The organism is Chitinophaga sp. RCC_12 (genome assembly GCF_041360695.1).
In the GTDB taxonomy this organism is placed as follows: domain Bacteria; phylum Bacteroidota; class Bacteroidia; order Chitinophagales; family Chitinophagaceae; genus Chitinophaga.
Genome location: NZ_JBFUPS010000004.1, coordinates 249,996 through 271,011, shown reverse-complemented (window position 1 = coordinate 271,011; position 21,016 = coordinate 249,996). Strand labels below are relative to the sequence as shown.

14 protein-coding genes are annotated in these 21,016 nt (G+C 48.2%); 9 read left to right on the top strand and 5 right to left on the bottom strand.

Annotation, left to right across the window (positions count from 1 at the left end):
- Positions 1-82 precede the first annotated feature (82 nt).
- Both AB6805_RS14305 and AB6805_RS14300 read left to right on the top strand, forming a co-directional pair.
- Entirely contained in the window at positions 83-1,150 is a 1,068-nt protein-coding gene (locus AB6805_RS14305) for an NADH:flavin oxidoreductase (protein ID WP_370910106.1), read from the top strand.
- 98 nt (positions 1,151-1,248) lie between these two features.
- Positions 1,249-4,860, top strand: coding sequence for a TraB/GumN family protein (locus tag AB6805_RS14300; RefSeq protein ID WP_370910105.1), 3,612 nt, complete (start codon positions 1,249-1,251; stop codon positions 4,858-4,860).
- Between the two features lie 553 nt (positions 4,861-5,413).
- Here AB6805_RS14300 and AB6805_RS14295 read toward each other — a convergent pair.
- On the bottom strand, positions 5,414-6,592 hold the full coding sequence (locus tag AB6805_RS14295; protein WP_370910104.1) for an MFS transporter: 1,179 nt from the start codon (positions 6,590-6,592) through the stop codon (positions 5,414-5,416).
- 227 nt (positions 6,593-6,819) lie between these two features.
- Here AB6805_RS14295 and AB6805_RS14290 point away from each other — a divergent pair, with 227 nt between their 5' ends.
- From AB6805_RS14290 to AB6805_RS14275, 4 genes are all read left to right on the top strand, one after another.
- The gene (locus AB6805_RS14290) at positions 6,820-7,989 is read left to right on the top strand and encodes a chromate transporter (RefSeq protein ID WP_370910103.1); all 1,170 of its coding nucleotides are present in this window, start codon (positions 6,820-6,822) and stop codon (positions 7,987-7,989) included.
- A gap of 67 nt (positions 7,990-8,056) precedes the next feature.
- On the top strand, positions 8,057-9,433 hold the full coding sequence (locus AB6805_RS14285; protein WP_370910102.1) for a TolC family protein: 1,377 nt from the start codon (positions 8,057-8,059) through the stop codon (positions 9,431-9,433).
- A 13-nt stretch (positions 9,434-9,446) separates the two neighbouring features.
- Positions 9,447-12,584: an efflux RND transporter permease subunit gene (locus tag AB6805_RS14280; RefSeq protein WP_370910101.1), complete on the top strand. Its 3,138-nt coding sequence runs from the start codon at positions 9,447-9,449 to the stop codon at positions 12,582-12,584.
- An 18-nt stretch (positions 12,585-12,602) separates the two neighbouring features.
- Positions 12,603-13,685 (top strand): efflux RND transporter periplasmic adaptor subunit, encoded by a 1,083-nt coding sequence (locus AB6805_RS14275; RefSeq protein ID WP_370910100.1) that lies wholly within the window; start codon positions 12,603-12,605, stop codon positions 13,683-13,685.
- Positions 13,686-13,733: 48 nt separating this feature from the next.
- Here the strand turns inward: AB6805_RS14275 and AB6805_RS14270 are convergent, their stop codons facing one another.
- The 3 genes from AB6805_RS14270 to AB6805_RS14260 form a co-directional block, all read right to left on the bottom strand.
- The gene (locus AB6805_RS14270; protein WP_370910099.1) at positions 13,734-16,838 is read right to left on the bottom strand and encodes an amino acid adenylation domain-containing protein; all 3,105 of its coding nucleotides are present in this window, start codon (positions 16,836-16,838) and stop codon (positions 13,734-13,736) included.
- 201 nt (positions 16,839-17,039) lie between these two features.
- On the bottom strand, positions 17,040-17,825 hold the full coding sequence (locus tag AB6805_RS14265; protein ID WP_370910098.1) for a sterol desaturase family protein: 786 nt from the start codon (positions 17,823-17,825) through the stop codon (positions 17,040-17,042).
- A 93-nt stretch (positions 17,826-17,918) separates the two neighbouring features.
- A complete protein-coding gene (locus tag AB6805_RS14260; protein ID WP_370910097.1) occupies positions 17,919-18,512 on the bottom strand; it encodes a Crp/Fnr family transcriptional regulator in 594 nt (197 codons plus the stop codon).
- A gap of 202 nt (positions 18,513-18,714) precedes the next feature.
- On the opposite strand from AB6805_RS14260, the gene AB6805_RS14255 reads away from it, so the two are divergent.
- The gene (locus AB6805_RS14255; protein WP_370910096.1) at positions 18,715-19,443 is read left to right on the top strand and encodes a helix-turn-helix transcriptional regulator; all 729 of its coding nucleotides are present in this window, start codon (positions 18,715-18,717) and stop codon (positions 19,441-19,443) included.
- Positions 19,444-19,478: 35 nt separating this feature from the next.
- On the opposite strand, the gene AB6805_RS14250 is transcribed toward AB6805_RS14255, so the two are convergent.
- Positions 19,479-19,850, bottom strand: a complete 372-nt coding sequence (locus AB6805_RS14250; protein ID WP_370910095.1) for a hypothetical protein — start codon at positions 19,848-19,850, stop codon at positions 19,479-19,481.
- Between the two features lie 106 nt (positions 19,851-19,956).
- Here AB6805_RS14250 and AB6805_RS14245 point away from each other — a divergent pair, with 106 nt between their 5' ends.
- Together AB6805_RS14245 and AB6805_RS14240 are read left to right on the top strand one after the other, a co-directional pair.
- On the top strand, positions 19,957-20,607 hold the full coding sequence (locus AB6805_RS14245; RefSeq protein ID WP_370910094.1) for a sigma-70 family RNA polymerase sigma factor: 651 nt from the start codon (positions 19,957-19,959) through the stop codon (positions 20,605-20,607).
- Between the two features lie 111 nt (positions 20,608-20,718).
- Complete coding sequence (locus AB6805_RS14240; RefSeq protein WP_370910093.1) at positions 20,719-21,000, top strand: hypothetical protein; 282 nt, start codon at positions 20,719-20,721, stop codon at positions 20,998-21,000.
- Positions 21,001-21,016 lie beyond the last annotated feature (16 nt).

Sequence of the window (21,016 nt, the reverse complement as noted above, 5' to 3'; positions counted from 1 at the left end):
TTACCTTAAGGTAACTGGTATTGATTCAAAGCCGCTGTAAAATTAAGCATTTGGTTGTTGCTTTGCGTAAAAGAAATATTCAATGAATTACGCATCATTTTTTACACTGTTTCAATACAAAGGTCTTCACCTGAAAAACCGTTTTGTGATGGCGCCCATGACACGCGCGGCGTCGCCGGATGGCATACCCACCCAGGCAGTAGCTGATTATTACGCACGCCGCGCCGCCGGAGAAGTGGGGTTGATCCTCACCGAAGGCACCGTGATCGACCGGCCGGCCTCGAAGAATGAAAAAGACATTCCCAATTTTTATGGAACCGCCGCACTGGCAGCATGGAAAAATGTAGTGGAGCACGTACATGCACAACAGGGCGTTATTGCACCGCAGCTATGGCATACCGGCGACGCTCCCGGCATGAGCGGATGGACACCGGCTGCGCCGATAGAAAACCCTTCTAGCATGTCGGTAAGCGATATTGAAGCTACTATCGCCGCATTTGCCAACGCCGCCAAATCGGCCAAAGAAGCCGGGTTCGACGCCATAGAACTCCATGGCGCACATGGCTACCTCATCGACGAATTCTTCTGGGACAAAACCAATCCACGCACCGACGACTACGGCGGCAAAACCATCAAAGAGAGAAGCCGCTTTGCAACAGCCATCGTGAAAGCCATAAGGGCCGCTGCAGGCCCCGACCTGGTGATCATCCTCCGCGTATCACAATGGAAAGCCACCGACTATAACGCAAAGCTGGCGCACAATCCAAAAGAAATGGAAGACTGGATCATTCCACTCGCAGCAGCAGGCGTAGACATTTTCCATGCTTCGCAAAGAAGATACTGGGAACCCCAGTTTGAAGGGTCCGATCTGAACCTCGCCGGCTGGATTAAAAAAGTGAGCGGTCAGCCTACCATCACAGTAGGTTCCGTAGGCCTCTCCGGCGATGTAATGGGCGCTTTCTCCGGTGAGAACTCAGACGTGGTTACGGATATGCGCGAACTGGAACGTCGTTTTGAACGGGGCGATTTTGACCTGGTAGCGGTTGGCCGGTCAATTTTGCATGATCCTAACTGGGTGAAGAAGGTGAGGGAGCAGCAGTTTGATCAGCTGAAGCCGTTTGATGCGGCGAGTATGAGGACGTTGTATTGAGATAATAAGTCCCCGGCTGCTGGCCGGGGACTTATTATTTATGTGGCACGGTGATAGAAATAGCATCTTCTAAATACAACTTTTATTCGATTTTAAACATGCTGCAACATTATTACATTTGCGCCATGTTTAATTCCTGTACCCGGCGCCGGCCTCAAAATGCCGGGCATTTTGTACCCGTAGCAATAACCCTGCTGTTAGCCCTGCTTATGCAAACAGCCTTTTTACATGCCCAATCCAACAACAGGGCAAATTATCAACTGCTTTGGCGCATTGATGGCCCCGGCCTGCATGCCCCCTCGTACCTCTTTGGCACTATGCACCTTACTGACAGGCGCGTGTTTGAGTTTAGTGACTCCGTGCTTACGGCATTACGTAACGCCTCAGCTTTTGCCATGGAAGTGGATATGGATTCAATGCTGGCGTATATGTTATCACCCGGAGGCCCCTTGCAGGATACCGTTAACCATATGCGGCACTTACTGAACAACGAGGAGTACCACTATGTAGATAGCCTGGTAAGGGAAAAGACGGGTTCTCCCCTTGAGCAACTGAAGTTAAAACGCTTATGGTTTCTTGAAAAACTGCTCGTCGATGAAGAAGGGGAACTCAATAAAAATGCGGGTCCTAACCAAAAACCGGAGAACATCTTCCTGGACGGATGGTTACATCAGAAAGCAACCAGGCTTAATAAACCTGTACATAGCCTTGAAAGGGTACAAAACCAGCTGGGTGTTATGAGCGCTAATGTTTCAGATGCACAGAAGGAAATATTTTTGTGGAGCATTGGCTACCAGCCTTCCGGTAAGGCTGATGCGAAAGACAGAACCGACCGGCTCGAAGCACGGGTAACCCACCTTAATGAACTCGCTGACCTGTATTACGAGGGTGATTTGCAGAAGATATCAAAGCTCGTGAATGGTTGGGAAGATCCGGAGGATGGCCCCAGCCTGGAAGTCCGGAACAAGGAAATGGTGAGCAACCTTGTGTCGATGCTCAATAAAAACAGCGTTTTCGCCGCAGTAGGCGTAGCCCATTTACCCGGTGAAAAAGGCATGTTATCTTTACTTCGTGAAAAAGGATATACTGTTACCCCGGTAAGCGCTAAGTTCACCGGCGAAACACGTCGCCAGCGTCAACAGCTCGACAGCCTGAAAGGATACTCACTAAACAGGATGGCAAATGGTTACAGCATTGTGTTACCGGGTGTGCCTGTGGTATATCCTTTGCCCGGTGTAAACGGTAAAATGTTCGTTGGAGGCAACGACGTGGAAGCCGGATTTGCCTTTTCGATGGACATTCCCCAACTGGGGACAGACCGGCGACAGCTGGTACAATCTATGATCGCTAACATGGCAGCGCAGGATGATGCGGTATTGCAGAAATCCTATCCCATCACCTACCGCAACATCGCAGGCACAGAGGCCATCCTGCTGCAGAAGAACCTCCCTTTCTATGTACGGGTTTTCATTATCAACAACAGGGCATTTTTATTTATGCACAGCTCGGAGATAGCGGACAGTAGTAATAGAAAAGATTTTTTCCGGTCGGTGCGTTTCTATGATATTGTGCGGTCAGAAACCAGATATGATACGCTGTATCAACCTCAACTGGGATTTTCCGTATTTCTGCCATCGGAGCACAATCACCTGAATATTGGTAACAAGAAAGGCATGCGGCCCGAAGAAGTGTATTCTGCATTGGATAACGCTCATAATATCTCTTATGTGCTGCGGGTGGAAAAAATGCAAAGGGGATATTATAATACAGATGATAAACAGGTGCTGAAAGACCTGCGAACGTCGATATTGCAGCAGGACAGCACATTACAGCTGACCGACTCTGTTTTAACGGAAAAGAATGGCCTTCCGCAGTACCAGCTTACCTATCAGCATAACAACGGTTTTATTTCCCGCTTACATTATATTCCCAGAGGGAATTTAGCATATTGCCTGCTCACAACTTATGATGCCGCTCACACTGATAGCAGCTATTGGCAACATTTCCTCCACGGCTTTCATATTCTTCCTTTGCAACCACACGCCCCGATCGTGACTTTTGCACCTGCAGACAGCAGCTTTACAGTAGCCGGACCAGATAAGTTTACCGGTGGACCTCTCGAACACCAATATGGTGCATCGTTTGTTGATGGCAACTATTATACATCGATGGATAGTGCTTCTCTTTCGACATACCTGATAGAGATAGAAAAATATGCTCCTTATTATCACAACAAGCCTGACAGTCTTCTGAAAACTTACATACATAGCATAGACACGACCTTTGTTGTGATGGGCAGCCGGAAGTATTCGCAGGATGGTTTATCTGTATACGAAGTTGATCTGAAACACCGGAATACCGGCCTGCGGTTTTACCGGAAGGCAGTGATTGCCGGCCATACCATTTACCGGTTGTCAGCAATTGTACCGGAAGAACTGGCTGCCACAGGATATGCCCAGCAATACTTTGCTTCTTTTCATCCGGGCAGCCGGGAACGGGTAGATACCCTCCACCTGCAGCAGAAGAAGCTGTCCATGCTGTTGAAGGATCTGCAAAGTTCCGATACATCGGTATTCTATCAAGCCAGTGACTACCTGAACAACCTGCATCCCGACAGCTCGGACATTGGACCTATTATAAGTGCATTAAACAAGCCTTTTCCTGCAGATACAGGCGCCAGCAATGCAAAGGTGCGGTTGCTGCTTTCATTGGAAAATGCAACCGGCGATACCGTCGTACATGCAGCCGAGAAACTATTTGCTACCACAGAGAGCATTAAGCAACGCAAAAATATACTACGCTTTATAAACAGTATTCCTTCAGATTCGGCTGTCCTCACCTTTCTGCGCCTGGCTCCCGAACTGCCGGCCAATACACCCTTTCCCCGGAATATCTTTGCTTTTTCATTCAGGAATGACAGTCTGTATGAAAAGTACCTTCCAGCCATGATTAATCTTGCCAGCCGGTCGGAGACTTTTCTGTACGCCTTTACCGCCTACACCAGCGATGATTCCTTATGGTACGCTCCCCGGTTCAGTCAATATAAGCCTGAACGTCTCCTGCCTGGGACAACACAACTGTTTAAACAACAATTGCAAAAATGGAAAACCCGCCAGGCTGATTCAGATAGCAGCTGGTATTGGGAAAACGACTTGCTGTATACAGGCCGGATACTTGCTCTACCGGGAATGCCTGCTTCCGCCACTGAAAGCTTCCGCGAACTCCTGGCAGATACCACGATGTCGCTCTGCGCCCTCGGCGCACGCGGGTTAATAAGCCGTGGCATCAAAGTAAACGATAAAATCCTTCGCAATATTCTCTCGGATTATAGCGCAGGCTATTCGTTCATCGGGGAATTAAAGCAACAAAAACAGTTGGCATACATCCGTCCTCTGCTTACCCAGGAGCTGCTAGGGCGCAGTTACATCGCCAATTACCTGACCGACGACTATACCGTGACAGCTATTGAACAGGTATCGCGCGTGAAGGTACAACCTACCGTGTCGCTGATATTGTACCGTTTCAAAACTGATGGCAGCGACGACTGGGAATATGTTTTGAACGGACCTTATTCCGTGGATCCTGCTAAAATTAATTTTGAGCCGGTGTTTATGTATTGGATGGAGGGAAAGAATATAGTGGATAAGACGAAGCTTAATGCTGTGGCGACGAAAGCTTACAGGGAGTATTTGGAGGAGAGAGAGGAATGAGGCGATCTTGTACACGCTAAAATACTGCATCTTTTATTCGGTCGGTTTGTGGTACTCACGGAAGTTAGACACTTCCCGGGGATACTACGGCTGACCGGATTATCTGTTCTTAAACCCGCAACATGAACAAGGATAAAGATTCATGCCCGCTCCTTCAATATTAATTGCAGTGTATAAGACAATAGACAAAAAACAACGACATGATGATGAAATAAGATCTTTTCATATATTCTTAATACTTTCTAACACTACGTTCCTGAGACATGATAAACTTATAAATACTATCCTTCTCTCTCAATGTAAAGTCTTTCGACATGTTTATATGATTGGTATCTTTTAGCATATTCTCATATATCTTTTTAAATACAGTGCCCATTTCCTTCATACCAAATATGGATGGACCATACATTGACCTCGCTTCTGAATAATTATGACATGAGATGCAATTTTCAGTCACTAGCTCTTTCCCCAATTTACTTTCCTTGGCCGGCTTACAAGAAAAGCTGATCAATATTGTAAGACTAAACAATACAATTAAAAGTTTCATACCTTTTTACTTTTTTTCTGTTGCAGTTCCTTTCTTCTCTATATACTTAAATGTTGAAAAACCCCATACCACCCCGGCCAGCCCCAGCAAAATAATACTCGTATACGCTACATACTGTACCCCTGCCCTGGCAATAGTCATACCTCCCAGCGTGGCGCCTATAGTAACCGCCAGGTTACCACAGGAAGTAAAAATACTGTTGACAAACTCCGGTGACTCCGGCGCCGCGGATGTGACATTGATATTACTGATCAGGAAACCACCGGTATGAATAAATCCCCATACAATAATAACCATCACCATCGGGATAAAGAAGCCGCCGGCTATATACAACAGCAAATGAGCCAGCGATAGCAACAATATAAACACAATAGTGGTAAGAGGAATATTCCTGCTCAACATTTTGCCTGCCAGCCAGTTGCCGCCAACGCCCGCGATTCCGAAAATAAGCAACATAACACTGATTTCGCGGCCATTCATTCCGGTGATGCTGTTCAGATAAACGGCCAGGTAACCATAGCTCGCGTACATGGCAGATACCATCAAACAAGCCAGCAGCAATTGTATCCATAATACCGGTTTCTTTAAAATCTTTACCTGGTCACCAAAGGTTGCCTTTACACTTACCGGCATTGGCGACAACCATAAGCATAAACCAAGCAGGGAAAATCCGTTTACTATGGCGCATAAAGCAAAGGAGGCCTGCCAGTTAAAAACATCCGCTATGAATGTGGACAACGGCACGCCCAATACACTCGCTATGGTAAAACCGCCAAAAACGATTCCCACTGCTTTGGGCGAATCTGCTGCAGGTACTGCGCCCGCAGCGGCAGACAAAGCAATAGACCAGAATACGGGGTGCAAAAATGCAGGTAATATTCTCGCAAACAACAATAAAGGAAAATTAGTTGCCAGCGCCGACAAGATATTCGAGATGGTAAAAATCATCAATACAAACACCATCGCTTTCTTCCGGTCCACGCCTGAAAACAATAAGGTCATAAACGGTCCGAATACGGCAATTACAAGTGCGAAAGCACTCAACAGCCAACCGGCCTTATCTGCCGTGATCTGAAAATGGGAGGCTATCTGCGGTAATATGCCAATTACGCCAAACTCCGTGGTAGCAATACCAAATACCCCTAACGCCAATAAATAAAGGGTGCGTTTCATCCTGCTTTGCATGTATAAATTTTTATGCAAATTTGCAGGACCATAACAATGTTATTGGTATGTACACTTTTAAGTGTGATACTCACCTTTTTGAAAGCATCTTATCTGTCAACGGTTTAAAAGTCCTTGCCGCCAACGCTCAAAAAAACTTCATCAAAAAGTAAAATCCATACCAAACCTTCGTTTTCGTTCTATTTTTTACTACCCCGTTGCCGCACTTTGCAGCCAAATTGAGCTGCATGGATCAGAATACCACACCTTATACGCTTCGACAGCTGGTGCTTTATTTTCTCCGGCTTGGCGCCTTGGGCTTTGGCGGCCCGGTGGCCCTGGCCGGCTATATGCACCGCGACCTGGTAGAGCAACGCAAATGGATCAGTGAAGAAGATTATAAAGAAGGCCTGGCACTGGCGCAACTCGCCCCCGGACCACTGGCAGCCCAGCTGGGCATTTATATCGGGTATGTTCATTACCGCATCCTGGGTGCTACGCTGGCCGGACTGGCATTTGTGCTGCCATCATTTATCATCGTAGTGATATTGGGTTATATCTATACCCAATGGCAGGGAATCCCCTGGATGCAGGCCGTATTCTATGGCGTGGGAGCGGCCGTCATAGGCATCATCGCCATGAGCGCCTGGAAGCTAACGCGTAAATCAATCGGTGCAGATAAATGGCTGACCGGCATCTATCTCCTTACAGCTGCTTACACCATTTGGAAAGAAAATGAAAATGTATGGCTTTTCCTCGGCGCGGGTATTATTTACTGGTGGTTGAAATCCCCCGGAAAAAAAATATCCTTCCTGAAAAAGAAGCCGGCAGATCTTATCAAATCGTTATCATTTCCACTCCTGTTCAATATATCTCTCACCACATCGGGCAACACCCTCTGGCAACTCCTGCTGTATTTTACGAAAGCAGGCGCGCTGGTTTTCGGCAGCGGCCTGGCCATCGTTCCATTCCTTTATGGCGGCGTAGTGAAGGAACATGCGTGGCTGAATGAGCAACAGTTTATGGACGCGGTAGCCGTTGCCATGATCACTCCCGGACCTGTAGTGATCACCGTGGCATTCATTGGCTTCCTGGTGGCCGGCTTTGCCGGCGCGTGCATAGCCGCATTAGGCACCTTCTTTCCTTCCTATATCTTTACAGTGGTACCGGCGCCCTATTTCAGGAAATACGGGAAACATCCCGGTATCAAAGCATTTGTAGATGGCGTTACCGCAGCTGCTATCGGCGCTATCTCGGGCGCAGTGATTGTGCTGGGTAAAAGATCTTTAACCGATGCCTATACCATCGCTATTGCCATTATTACAGTGGTGATAATATGGCGGTTTAAAAAAGTACCGGAGCCGTTGATCATCCTCGCAGCAGCAGGCATCGGACTTTTGCTGAAAAATATCCAATGATTATAATATCTTAACGGGAGAATTCCCACCAGAAAGACCGGCACCATACTTTTAAACAGTTTGATAAATGAACGTTTACCATAAAAAGATGCTGATCAGCGGCTGTTTCATCACGCTGTCATTATCTGGTATAGCACAGCAAAGAACTATCCGCATCAAAGAGTTACTATCACTGGTACAATCGCAGCCACAGGTGAAAGCATCGGAACAGCAATCCCAGGCCGCACAATACAATGTGCGTATGGCCCGGAATTCACTGATGCCGGAGCTTACCGCAGGATACCAGGCAGGATACGCCACCTACAACAATATTACCGGCATGAGTTATCCCGGTTTGCTTTTACCGATCAGCGGCCCGCCATCCGCCGGAAATACCTACGACCCGGTTCCGGGTACGGCATTAACCGCCCTGGTAAAATGGAACCCGCTCACCTTCGGCCAGCGCCAGGCCGCCGTTGAAAAAGCCACTGCCCAATACAAACTGGCAGGCAGCTATTACAATGAAGCGCTCTTCCGCCAGCAGTACTTAGCTATATCCACCTACCTGGATGCGGTATACCTGCAGAAATTATTATTGAGCTACCAGTCCAATATTGAACGCACACAGGCCGGCCTGCAGCAATCGCTGGTGCTGGCTCAACAGGGACTACGCCCCGGTATTGATACCACACAGTTCCAGTCGGTGCTGGCACAGGCCCGGATGGACCTGATGACCGCGCAACGGCAATACTATGCACAACTCACGGAACTCAGCCGCCTGGCAGACCTGCCGGGTAAACCGGATAACATTTTACTGGCAGATACATCGCTGATAAACCAGTTCCCCTCCGGCGCCGATACTACCACCAACCTTACAGCACATCCTTCTTTCCAGTATTATCAAACAAAAAAAGAAGTAAGTGAAGCAGCACTGAAAGAAGCCGGACGCGCATGGCGCCCTAAACTGGATCTATGGGCAAATGCCTATGCCCGCGGCTCCGGTGTGGATGCCGCCGGTAATATCAATAAGGCCGACGGCTGGTCGCTTTCCCATAAAAACTACGGCGCCGGTATCCAGCTGAGCTTCCCGATACTACAGTTTTCACAGGTAAATCTTCAGAAAAAACAATACCGGTCACTGTTAAAATCCGATGAAGCACAACTGGACCAGGTAAAACTGAACCTGCAAAAGCAACAGGAAACCGCACAGTTTAATTACGACCAGAACCTGCTGATTGCACGCCAGGCTCTAATACAATCGCAGGCCGCACGGTACGCTTTCGACGGACTGAAACTCAGCTATGAAAGCGGATTGGTAGATTTTACACGCCTGATGCAGGGACAATATGAACTGCTGAAAGCAGAAACAGGCGAAGCCGGCGCATTCCTGCAGGCATGGCATGCTTTACTGGAGCTGGCTGCGGCAAATGGCAACCTGAATGTTTTTACAGATAAACTGAAATAACGATCCATTCTTTATGAAACTAATCATTTCGGCATTAAGGCATCCCGTCACCATACTGGTAGCTGTTATTGCCATCCTCTTTTTTTCCTTCCTCTCCATCCGCAACGCCAAGGTGGATATATTCCCGCGCCTCGGACTGCCGGTGGTATATGTTGCACAGCCTTACGGCGGCTTGTCGCCAGAGCAGGTAGAAGGCTTTGTTACTTCTTATTACGAATACCATTTTCTATACATCACCGGTGTTAAATACGTGGAGTCAAAAAGTATACAAGGCGCGGCCCTCATCAAAATAGAATTCAACGAAGGCACTGATATGAGCCAGGCAATGGCAGAAGTAGTAGGCTATGTGAACCGGTCCAGGGCATTTATGCCTCCCGGCACCGTGCCGCCGTTTATTACACGCTTTGATGCCGGCAGCGCGCCGGTAGGACAACTCGTATTCAGCTCCGATAGCCGCTCGCTGGGAGAAATATCAGATCTGGCGCTGTTCCGCGTGCGGCCTATGTTTTCAACACTACCAGGCGTATCTGCCCCTCCACCATTTGGTGGCAACCAGAAAACAGTGCTGATCACCATAGATCCGGAAAAGCTGCGCGGGCATAACCTTTCACCGGACCAGGTGGTACAAACCATCGCAAAGTACAATACTATTTCTCCTGCGGGCAATGTGCGCATCGGCGATACTACTTACATCACACCGCAAAACAGCGTGATCGAAACATTACAGGACCTGCAGAATACACCGCTGCAATCCGGCGCAGGACCGGCGATATATGTGAAAGATATTGCCAACGTTACGCTGGGATCTGATGTAACAACCAGCTATGCGCTGGTCAATGGTAAACGCTCTGTTTATATCCCGGTAACCAAACGCGCCGACGCTTCCACCTGGGAGGTAGTGCAACGGGTGAAAGCCGCATTGCCCGATATGCAGGCGGCCATCCCGGAAGATATAAAAGTAACCTACGAATTTGACCAGTCGGGGTACGTAATCAACTCCCTGAAAAGCCTGTTGTTTGAAGGCGGACTCGGCGCACTGCTCACCGGCCTGATGGTATGGTTCTTCCTGGGCGACAGGCGCAGCGCGCTCATCGTGGTTATGACCATCCCGCTCGCATTGCTTTCCGCAGCTACGCTGTTGTACCTCGCCGGTCAAACCATTAATATCATGACCCTGGGAGGACTGGCCCTATCAGTAGGTATACTGGTAGATGAAGCCACGGTAACCATTGAAAATATTCACCGCCACCAGGAAGCGGGTAAAAATAAAGCACGCGCTATTGCAGATGCCTGCCGGGAAATAGCAGCGCCAAAACTGCTGATCCTCCTGAGCATCCTCGCGGTATTTGTCCCTTCCCTGTTTATGAACGGCGTGCCCAAAGCCATGTTCCTGCCTTTATCACTGGCAGTAGGCTTCGCCATGATAGCTTCTTTCCTGCTATCGCAAACTTTTGTGCCGGTAGCGGCCAACTGGTTGCTAAAGGATCATCAAACCCAACAGGACACCGGTTTTTATCATCGTCTGCAACAGCGATATACCACCACCGGGCAACGCTTTCAAACCGGCTTCGGATGGCTTACCACCCTGTTCCTGGTAGTGTCATTGCTGCTCGTGGGAGTGTTGTTCTATTTTACCGGCACAGAACTGTTCCCGCAAACCGACAGCGGTCAAACGCAGGTTCGTTTACGCATGCCCGTAGGCACCCGTTTTGAACGGACGGAAGATGCAACCAGGAAACTGTTGCGACTGTCCGACAGCATTGCCGGCAAAGGGAACACCGACATTACTTCTGCCTTTATTGGCACACAACCTTCCAGCTTCCCGGTCAACTACATTCACCTGTGGACAGGTGGACCGCATGAATCAGTAACAAAAATAAAGTTGAATAAAGATGTGATTCCGATTGCTGTTTTCCGGGAGAAATTACGCGCAGCCGTTGCAAAAGAAATTCCGAAAGCCACGGTTTCATTTGAACCGGGCGATATCGTGGAACAGGTGCTGAACCTCGGTAGCACCAACCCCATAGAAATAGCCGTAGTAAACCGCAACCTCGCAGAGGGCAGGAAAACAGCGCAGCAACTGGTACATCAGCTGTCGGCCATTCCTTCACTGCGTGATCTGCAAATTGCCACACCGCTGGATTACCCGGCCATCAGGCTGGAAGTAGACCGCGTAAAAGCCGGACAGCTCGGCATCTCCGGCGAACAGGCCGCCCGCTCTGTTGTTACCGCTACTTCCTCCAGCCGCTTTACCTCGCCTAATTACTGGCTCGATAAAACCACCGGAACGGCCTACCAGGTACAGGTGCAATACCCCGAATACCGGATGAACAGCACCGCGCAACTGGAAGCAATTCCCATCTCCGGCGGTATTGGCAACACCCACTACCTCAGTGAAATAGCTACGTGGAAACGCACCGTTGTTGCCGGTGAATACGACCGTCTCAACCAGCAACGTTATATCACCATCACGGCAAACATTCACCGGCAGGATGCCGGAACCGTTTTTAATAAGATAAACAGCATCATATCCGGCATGGGTAAATTACCCAATGGAGCAAAGATCCTGCTGCGCGGACAACCACAGCTGTTACAGCAAACGCTTACCAGTCTTCAGTTTGGATTGTTAATTGCTATCGTTGTGATCTTCCTGCTGATGACCGTTTACTTTCAATCGTTCCGCGTGGCACTGGCTACCTTGTCCATTATACCTGCGGTGGTAGCGGGTTCCCTGCTGTTCCTTTTTATTACCGGTAACACGCTGAATATCCAGTCGTATATGGGCGCTATCATGGCGGTGGGCGTGGCCATTGCAAACGCCGTACTCTTCATCACCAGCGCAGAGTATAACCGGAAAGAAGGGATCGAGGCAGGTCATCTCCGCGCAGCGGAAACACGCCTGCGTCCCATCCTGATGACCAGCGCCGCAATGATAGCAGGCATGATCCCCATGGCGGCAGGGCTTTCAGAAGGAGGCGATCAAACCGCACCACTGGGCATCGCGGTAATTGGCGGACTATTGTTTTCAGCCATCAGCGTATTATTTTTCCTGCCGCAGGTATACCAGCTGATTGTTGGAAGAAGGAAATTTGTGGCGGTATCTTTAGATCCGGATGATGTAAACAGTATTCATCACAACAAACAATCTTAAAAAAATAAATTTAATCATATGCGATCTATCGCGTTTATCAGTTTGGTTATAACACTGGCAGCCTGCGGCAACGCACCGCAGCAACCGGAGCATAAAAATGACAGCACCGCAGCGGATACTGTGCCGGTATTTCTATTGAAGCAGGACACTGTTAAAAAAACAATTGAATTACCGGCAGAACTCATCCCCTACGAAACCGCTGAATTATTTGCCAAAGTACAGGGCTTTGTGCGCAGCATGAAAGTGGACCTGGGCGACCGCGTAAAAAAAGGACAGACACTGGCGGTAATTGAAGCCCCGGAAATCAACAGCCGCCTGGCCGAATCCGAAGCTGCTTTACAATCCGCCAAAGCGAAATGGGCCTCCAGCAGGGATAATTATGAGCGCCTCTACAGGGCATCACAGGCGAAAACACCGGGCATCGTTGCCCCGGTAGACCTGGAGCGCAGCCGCAATCTGATGCTGGCCGACAGCTCCACCTACATTGCGGCCAGCAAACAATCGCAGTCCTACAAAGAAGTTTCCGGCTACCTGTATATCACCGCGCCTTTTGATGGCATCATTACCGCACGTAAAGCCGATCCCGGTGCGCTCGTAGGCACCAATGCCATGCTGCTCACCGTTCAGAATAACCGCACGTTGCGTCTTCGTGCAGCCGTTCCCGAGATATACACCGCCGCCGCAAGCCCCTCAAAAAACATCGACTTCCGCGTAGATGCCTACCCTACCCAGCGCTTTAAAGCTATGCTCACCCGTAAGTCTGAAACCATCGATCCCGGCACCCGCACGGAGTTGTGGGAGTTCCAGGTAGATAACAGTGATCACTTACTTAAAGCAGGATCGTTTGCATATGTAAAGCTGCCGCTGGAACGCGGCACTACTTCTTTCATCGTGCCATTTGCGGCCGTAGCCACTACGCAGGAAAGGAAGTTTGTGATAAGAGTACACCAGGGCCAGGCAGAATGGGTGGATGTACGCCAGGGCATGACGGTAGATGCAGGCATTGAAATATTCGGCAACCTCTCTGCCGGCGATACCTTGCTGAAAAAAGCAACAGACGAAAGAAAGCCTGGCAGCACAGGTCTCTGGACATTAAAATAATATAATAAAGATGCCCGCCGGTTGTTGCTGGCGGGCATCTTTTATAAATCACTGCTGATAAATCGCCTTTTCTGAATAGCGTCCCGGTAACACGCCCAGGTATCGCAGATAACGGTCCAGCAACGCCTTATCAAACACAGGTTCCGCTATACCACTCCCCTCCAGGAAAGTAGCCACATGGGTGTTATCCCAAACGTAGGTATCCTGGTACAACTCTACGGTCGACAGCCCCTCGTGCATATTGTCTTTGAACAAACTGGTGAGTGCATACAACCTGTTGGCAGGATCATCTTCCCAGATCTTTCTCCATTCTTTATATGGCAGTCCACGCAGATCAAAAGAATAGTATTTATTCAAGAGGTCAAAAAACTGCTGCAACGTAAGGTTCGTTTCCGGGCTGGCAATCAGGTTAAATTTTAGACCCAGGGCTGTCTCCTTTTTTGAAATATAAGCGATGGCCTTTGTCATGTAATCTACCGTAATCAGTCCTTCCCTTAACTCCTTTAATGCAGGATACGCATTAAACTCAACACAGTTTTTTACCAATCCGGCCCACCACTGATAAGGTGCGCTGGCGCCGGTTTCGCTGTGGCACATCGCATAGCCAAGCCGGTAGGTAATCACCGGCAATCCCTGCGCAGCCGCAAGGTCTGCAATGCCTTCCATCACCCACTTGCTTCTTACATAGCCGATATCTTTACTCACCGCCAGCAGGTTCTGGCCAATATCGTCTGTTTCCTTCATCACGGTTTTATGCGTGAACACATGCCCCCAGCTATATACAGAAATAGTGGACAGCAATACCAGGCATTTTGTTTTGCCGGCAGCGGCAAAGGCAATAATTTCCCTGAGCCCTTCCACGTTGGCCGACTTCATATAAGAATAAGGCTCGATGAAATTGACGGAACTGCCCGAATGATAAATCACATCAATGGTATCAGCTAATTCTTTAAACCCGGTTTCCGTTAATCCCATATCCGGTTTGGAGAAATCGCCCGTTACCGGTATAATACGCTTGCGCAGCGATTCATCGAGGTGGATGTGATAATTGTTCAGGTATCCATTGATCCGTTCCATCGCGTAATATTCATTGCTGGCCCTGATAAGACAGTATACCTTTGCATTGGAAGCCAGCAGCAGGTCTTTCAGCAGGTGAATGCCTACAAAACCGGTAACACCGGTGAGTAATATTGCCCCCGGGTTTTGCAGCCGGCTGTTGTCAAAATCCTTACGGATCACCGTACCAGGTTTCAGGTACACATCCTGCTGTAATGCAACATAGGGTTCCACGTCTTCCTCCATTACAATGGTATCTGCCTGTGCCTGCCGGGCCGTCAGGGTTTGGGCCAGGGCTTTCAGCACCGGGAACTGGTATACATCTCTCATATATACTTTCAAAGATAACTTTCTTCCCAGCGCAGTAACTACCGGCGCCACCCGAACAGAGTTGCCTCCGATATCAAAGAAGTTATCCGTGTTGTTGATGGCCTTCCGGCCCAATACACTTTCCCAGATAGCAGCAACCGTCATTTCCATATCTGTTACTGGCGGTTCATACACTGCTTCTTCTTCATAAGCAGCGGCCAGCTGCGATAACCTCTCCTGGTCCGTTTTCCCATTGGGAGTTACGGGTATTTTATCCAGGAAAATAAATTGCGAAGGGATCATATAGCCTGGCAGCGCCTCTTTTAGCGCCGCCCTGATGGCAGCGATTTCCGGCGCTGCTGCTTCCCAGTTTTTCACTAAAAAGGCAACAATATATTTATGCTCTTTTTCATCGTCGCGGGCAATCACAGCAACGTCTCTGATACCATTGATTGGCAGCAGCGCTTTTTCTATCTCCCCCAGTTCTATCCTGAACCCGCGGATCTTCACCTGGTTATCGACCCGCCCTGAAAAGGTTAATTCACCTGAAGGCAGTAAGGAGACGAGATCACCGGTTTTATACAATCGCGCACCAGGTATAAACGGATGGTCGATAAATGATGCTGCAGTTTGCGCAGGCCTGTTCCAATATCCCAGTGCCAGTCCTTCCCCGCCGAGATAGAGTTCCCCAATACCGCCGGCAGGCACGGGCTGCAGGTGCTGGTTTAAAATATATGCCTGTGTATTGGCAACCGGTTGCCCGATGGACGGTACATATTCCCCGTTTTCATCGTGCACAATCCGGCAGGTAGCGAAAATGCTGTATTCAGTAGGACCATAATAATCCACCAGTTGATAATCCAGGCCATGTGTGCGTACCGGCTTCAGTTTTTCGCCGCCGGTAAACAGGTAGCGCAGGTGAAGATGGGGAGCAGAGCGGCTAAGTGCTACCACTTCCGGCGCCAGCACGGTAGGAACAAATGCATGCGTGATGCCATGCCTGGTATAGAACTGCAACAACGCTGCTGCATCCGTTCTTTCTTCGTTGCCGGCTATCACCAGCGTGGCGCCGGTAGTAAGTGCTGTCCATATCTCCCAAACAGAAATATCAAAAGCAATTCCCGCCACCAGGGTAACCCGGTCGTTCGCAGTTACCTCAAACCGTTGCTGATGCCAGGTTACCAGGTGTTGTAAAGACCGGTGCGCCACCATCACGCCCTTTGGCGTTCCAGTAGAACCGGATGTATAGATGATATATGCCCGGTCATCTGCGGTCACCGGTACATCCGGCGGGGTATCGGGCCATTCATCAAGACTACCCGGCGCATCCAGCATTACATAGTTATACTTACCGGCATCCGGCAATGTATGTTTACTGGTCGTGACCACGCAGCTGGTTCCGGTGTCTTCCAGTATCACCTGTACCCGTTTAAGCGGATAGGAAGGATCAATGGGAACATAGGCCGCACCTGTTTTTAAGATGCCTGTTACCGCTACCAGCCATTCAATGGACCTGTCGATCCACACCGGTATGATATCGCCTGGCTTCACACCCTGCTCCAGCAGGTAATGCGCCATTTGATTAGATCGCCGGTGTAAGGCGCCGTAGCTGACTACAGCTGATTCAAATACAACCGCAGTGCGATCCGGGTTAAGTACCGCCTGCTGATTGAAAAGAGAGATAACAGTGGCGGAGCGGTCATAGCGCCATTGCTCTCCCTGTAGCATAAAATTTTCCGGATTTTCATACGCATAGTTTTGCTCCACGCGAGCGTGTTTGGGCTTCATAGAATAATAGTTAGAAATTAAGAAAAAGGGGCGTTTGCTTCCCCTGGGTTAAAGGTTCTTACAAAAATCGTGGTATATGGTTATATGGTTATTTCGCGTAGGGACAAAACTATCTGGTTCCACTGCGATATTTCTACAGTGAAAAAAAATCCGGTTAAAAAAAAAGCGAATGGTAAACTATCCGCTTTTAAAAATATTTATTTAATTACTCCATACTGCCTTCTCCCCAAACCTTCGCTCCTGCAGCTGATCATATTCCTTTACATAGTCGGGATGCTCAGTTCCCATCGCCCTGTCCCACACCCGGAAATACAACCCATAATTACCCCTGAACTTTTTGTGATGCAGGTTGTGGTGAACAGACGTATTGAACACTTCAAACAACCAGGTATGCCGGAATCCCCGTGGCATTAGTTCATAGCCGAGATGGCCATACACATTGATAATAAACCCGGATACGGTAAACAACAACACTGTAACCGGATGCATAGGCATTACGCTCGTAATCACCACCAGCACTCCGCCTTCCAATACTGCTTCCAGGAAATGGAAACTGTAGGAAGTCCAGGGAGAAGGATTGATACTCTGGTGATGTACCAGGTGCGTGCGTTTAAACAGCTGCTTATGATGCAGCAGGCGATGCATCCAGTAAAAATAAGTATCGTGTATAACGAGACTCCCCACCAGGCTTACGCCGATGTACCACACCGGGAACGCCTGTATATCGGTATAGATCATGGTATACTGCCTCACCGGCGTAAACAGCAGTATAATCGTAATGGCGGTAAACACCAGCGTGCTTTGCATGGAATACCAGATCTCCCGGAGAAAATCTTTCTTTGATGCCAGCTTCTGCTGGATCTTGAAATGTTTAAACCTGTCTGGTAACAGCAGGTAGAATAATGTAAAAGGAATACCCGCCAACACAAAATACCGGAGGGCAGACATGCTAAAGATCTTAACGGTAGCTTCAATGATCGGTTCCATGGCCTTGAGAAATTTATCTCTCAAAATTAGAGAACCGCTGTGGCAGAAGTAGTTAACAAAAGATAATTTCGCTGCTTAACAAAGGATAATTTATCACTTCCCCTTATCAAGCATCCGTTTGCGGATACGGCTTAACGACACGGGTGTGATGCCCAGCATGGAGGCAATATATTTATCAGGCACGCGGTTCACCAGGTCGAAACGTTCTGTCAGCAGGTTACGGTACCGCTCTTCCGGCGACAGCGTGACAAAAGATTCCATGATTTTTAACGACTCGGACAACATGCGCATCAGGAAGAAATTCCGCAGCGGTTCATATTCCGGGTGCGTTTTCAGTACTTCTTCCAACACATCATAATCTATTTCCAGCAATGTGGTTGGCTCCAGTGCACGGTAAATAAAACGGGAAGGCTGCCGGTGAATGATAGTATCATGGGAAGCGATAAATTGCTTTTCCCAGCGGAGAAACAAGGTGGCTTCATCACCATTATCCTTAATAATATGGGCCCGCATGATGCCCTGTTCTATAAAAGCAAGACGGCGTTCGGTATCACCCTCATGGATATACGTTTCATTGGCCGCCAGCTTTACCTGCCGCGTCATGGTAAATAAAGGCGCAGTGTCGGCCGGCAGCACGCCGGCCAGGTCAAATAATAACTGCTGTAAAGTGGTGATGGATGCGCTCATATGATCTGTCAGAGCGCTAATTTAAGGTTATTTCTCTACAAACTGAGCTATTGTTAATTTCACCGTATTAGTCAATATTTTCATGATTCCGGACAAATGCTACTTTTGTTCTCTCACCTTATTATTTTACATTTCAAATAATCTTATGGGCTTAATTGCTTCATTACCGGATATAGAGAAAAAGAAAAATTCCGTTTTTGTCATGCACGAGAAATCGGAAAAACTGATCCCTCTGCACCGGCATAATAAGGGACAATTAAGTTATGTGGAGGGAGGAATCGCCTATATTACCGTTGAAAGCCTTACTTACATAGTTCCAGCCAGGCACTACTTCTGGATTCCGCAGGGAATGCCGCACATACTGCGGATCGGCTATAAGGCCACTGTACTGCGGTCGCTCTATTTTTACTCCCACGATGATACCAGGGATCCTTTTTATAACAGGCTGGGAATTTACCCCGCCAGCGAATTAGTGATCCAGATGATCAATTACACGGAGCGGTGGGATGGGAAACATGTTGATAACACAGATCCCAACTTTGAATTCCTGGTAGCATTGAAAAAGATCCTTCCTGAAAAAAGCAGGAAATCGCTCCCTATAGTTTTACCTGCTACCAACAATGAACAGATGCAGGATATCATTGATTACCTGGAAAAAAATATCGGGAAAAGACATACACTGACCAGTATCAGTAAGCAATTTAATATCGGGGAACGCTCCCTCTCCCGGTTATTTCAGGCTAACCTTAAAATTTCATTTTTGCAATTTCTTAAAACAATAAGAATGATAAAAGCTATTGAAATGATCTTAAAAACAAGTAAGCCTATCAATGAAATAGCTTTTGCGGTAGGTTACAGCAGCATCAATTCCTTCAGCGATACATTCAGGGGATTCCTGCATGCGAGGCCGTCGGACTTCAGAAAACTGTAACCGGTTAACCAGCGGCGTGCTGGTTAACCGGTCCGTTACGAATGTGCTTCCTTCATTTTTGTGAGTTGAGCCAGCGTATAGGCGCCGATTGCCATCACCAGGTCCCTGACCGCCACATCGAAGTACTGACCGCCAAGAAGCAATTGCAATGCAATGCATATCAGCCAGGCCATTACAACGTACGCGCCGACCAGGGGACGCACCAATACAAGTATCCCGGCGGCAATTTCAATAATACCCACGATTTTCATGAAGGTGGCGGCGGCAAACGGGAGCATATCTACATTACTGCCCAGGTAGTTTTCCCAGTGGGTAAGCAGGTTAGTGAATTTGTCCAGCCCGGCTACAATGGGCACAATGCCAAAGGTCAGGCGTAAGGTGCTTTGAAGCTGTTTTATGGTTGCCATGATACATATGTTTAGTGTAATAATTAGAGAGGCTATTGACAAAAAGGTTACAGGAAATCAATAGTAATTTTCTGTAACCTTTCTCCTCTTACTTCATCTAAATAACATGACCATACAAAAAGAAGCAATAGCCGCACAGGTTCCTGACCAGGAAGCAATAGAAAGAATACTGGCAGGTGAAAAGAAGATGTTCAGTGTAATTATCAACCGGTATAACCAGCGGCTGTACCGGATCGGCATGTCTATCCTGGAAAATGATTCCGCAACTGAAGATGCCATGCAAAATACTTATCTCAATGCTTATTGTCACCTGTCACAATTTCAACACCGCGCTTCATTTGGCACCTGGCTTACACGGATTATGCTCAACCAGTGTTACGAACTGAAACGTAAAAATAACCTCCCTTTTAGTAGTCAGTTATCTTCAGATAAATTCATAGACATGAAAACTCCGGCCAGAGATTTAGCGAATAAGGAATTGAACCAGATACTGGAAGACGCCATTACCCGCCTGCCGGAAAAATACCGGCTGGTTTTTATGCTGCGCGAAATCGAGGAAATGTCTGTCCGCGAAACCTCCGAAACACTGGCCATTGAAGAAAACAATGTAAAGGTACGCCTGAACAGGGCTAAGGCCATGCTCAGGAAAGATCTGACCGCCTATATGAAAGATCATGTCTATCATTTTCATTTAACCCGCTGCGACCGGATTACCCGTAATGTTTTACAAAAGCTGGGCATAGAAGGAGAAAGATGAATGGAAAAAATGTCATTTTCCTGAAAAAATTTCCGGCAGATTCCGCCTGGTATACCCTTTGCCGGGTGCAGGGAAAGCGTTTTAAGCATTCATTAAAATCTCCGTTAATATATGGTAAAAGGCTATTGTATTATCGTCGACATGAGGGTACAGGCCGGCTACACGGAATACTGCCGGTTCTATATCGGGGAAGACCGCAGCAGGGCGCGGGCGCTCTTCGACTCCCTGCATGGCAGCATCGTCATTGAAAGCATACTCCTGCGGATGAGCCTCGTAAACCTCGATGATACGCCACACGAGGTATTGGTTGTCCGGTATTGCACCCTCGCAGAACTTACTGACAACTGCCGCCTGATCACTAAGGAGGTATTCCGTTATTTTAATATTGAGTAAACAGCGTGATAAAGGT

Excerpts from the sequence above, each read along its gene's own strand:
- AB6805_RS14245 (WP_370910094.1), top strand. The coding sequence starts at position 19,957 with ATGACCATACAAAAAGAAGCAATAGCCGCACAGGTTCCTGACCAGGAA.
- AB6805_RS14255 (WP_370910096.1), top strand. The coding sequence starts at position 18,715 with ATGCACGAGAAATCGGAAAAACTGATCCCTCTGCACCGGCATAATAAG.
- AB6805_RS14270 (WP_370910099.1), bottom strand. The coding sequence starts at position 16,838 with ATGAAGCCCAAACACGCTCGCGTGGAGCAAAACTATGCGTATGAAAAT.
- AB6805_RS14275 (WP_370910100.1), top strand. The coding sequence starts at position 12,603 with ATGCGATCTATCGCGTTTATCAGTTTGGTTATAACACTGGCAGCCTGC.
- AB6805_RS14295 (WP_370910104.1), bottom strand. The coding sequence starts at position 6,592 with ATGCAAAGCAGGATGAAACGCACCCTTTATTTATTGGCGTTAGGGGTA.
- AB6805_RS14240 (WP_370910093.1), top strand. The coding sequence starts at position 20,719 with ATGGTAAAAGGCTATTGTATTATCGTCGACATGAGGGTACAGGCCGGC.
- AB6805_RS14250 (WP_370910095.1), bottom strand. The coding sequence starts at position 19,850 with ATGGCAACCATAAAACAGCTTCAAAGCACCTTACGCCTGACCTTTGGC.
- AB6805_RS14300 (WP_370910105.1), top strand. The coding sequence starts at position 1,249 with ATGCTGCAACATTATTACATTTGCGCCATGTTTAATTCCTGTACCCGG.
- AB6805_RS14260 (WP_370910097.1), bottom strand. The coding sequence starts at position 18,512 with ATGAGCGCATCCATCACCACTTTACAGCAGTTATTATTTGACCTGGCC.
- AB6805_RS14305 (WP_370910106.1), top strand. The coding sequence starts at position 83 with ATGAATTACGCATCATTTTTTACACTGTTTCAATACAAAGGTCTTCAC.
- AB6805_RS14285 (WP_370910102.1), top strand. The coding sequence starts at position 8,057 with ATGAACGTTTACCATAAAAAGATGCTGATCAGCGGCTGTTTCATCACG.
- AB6805_RS14290 (WP_370910103.1), top strand. The coding sequence starts at position 6,820 with ATGGATCAGAATACCACACCTTATACGCTTCGACAGCTGGTGCTTTAT.
- AB6805_RS14265 (WP_370910098.1), bottom strand. The coding sequence starts at position 17,825 with ATGGAACCGATCATTGAAGCTACCGTTAAGATCTTTAGCATGTCTGCC.
- AB6805_RS14280 (WP_370910101.1), top strand. The coding sequence starts at position 9,447 with ATGAAACTAATCATTTCGGCATTAAGGCATCCCGTCACCATACTGGTA.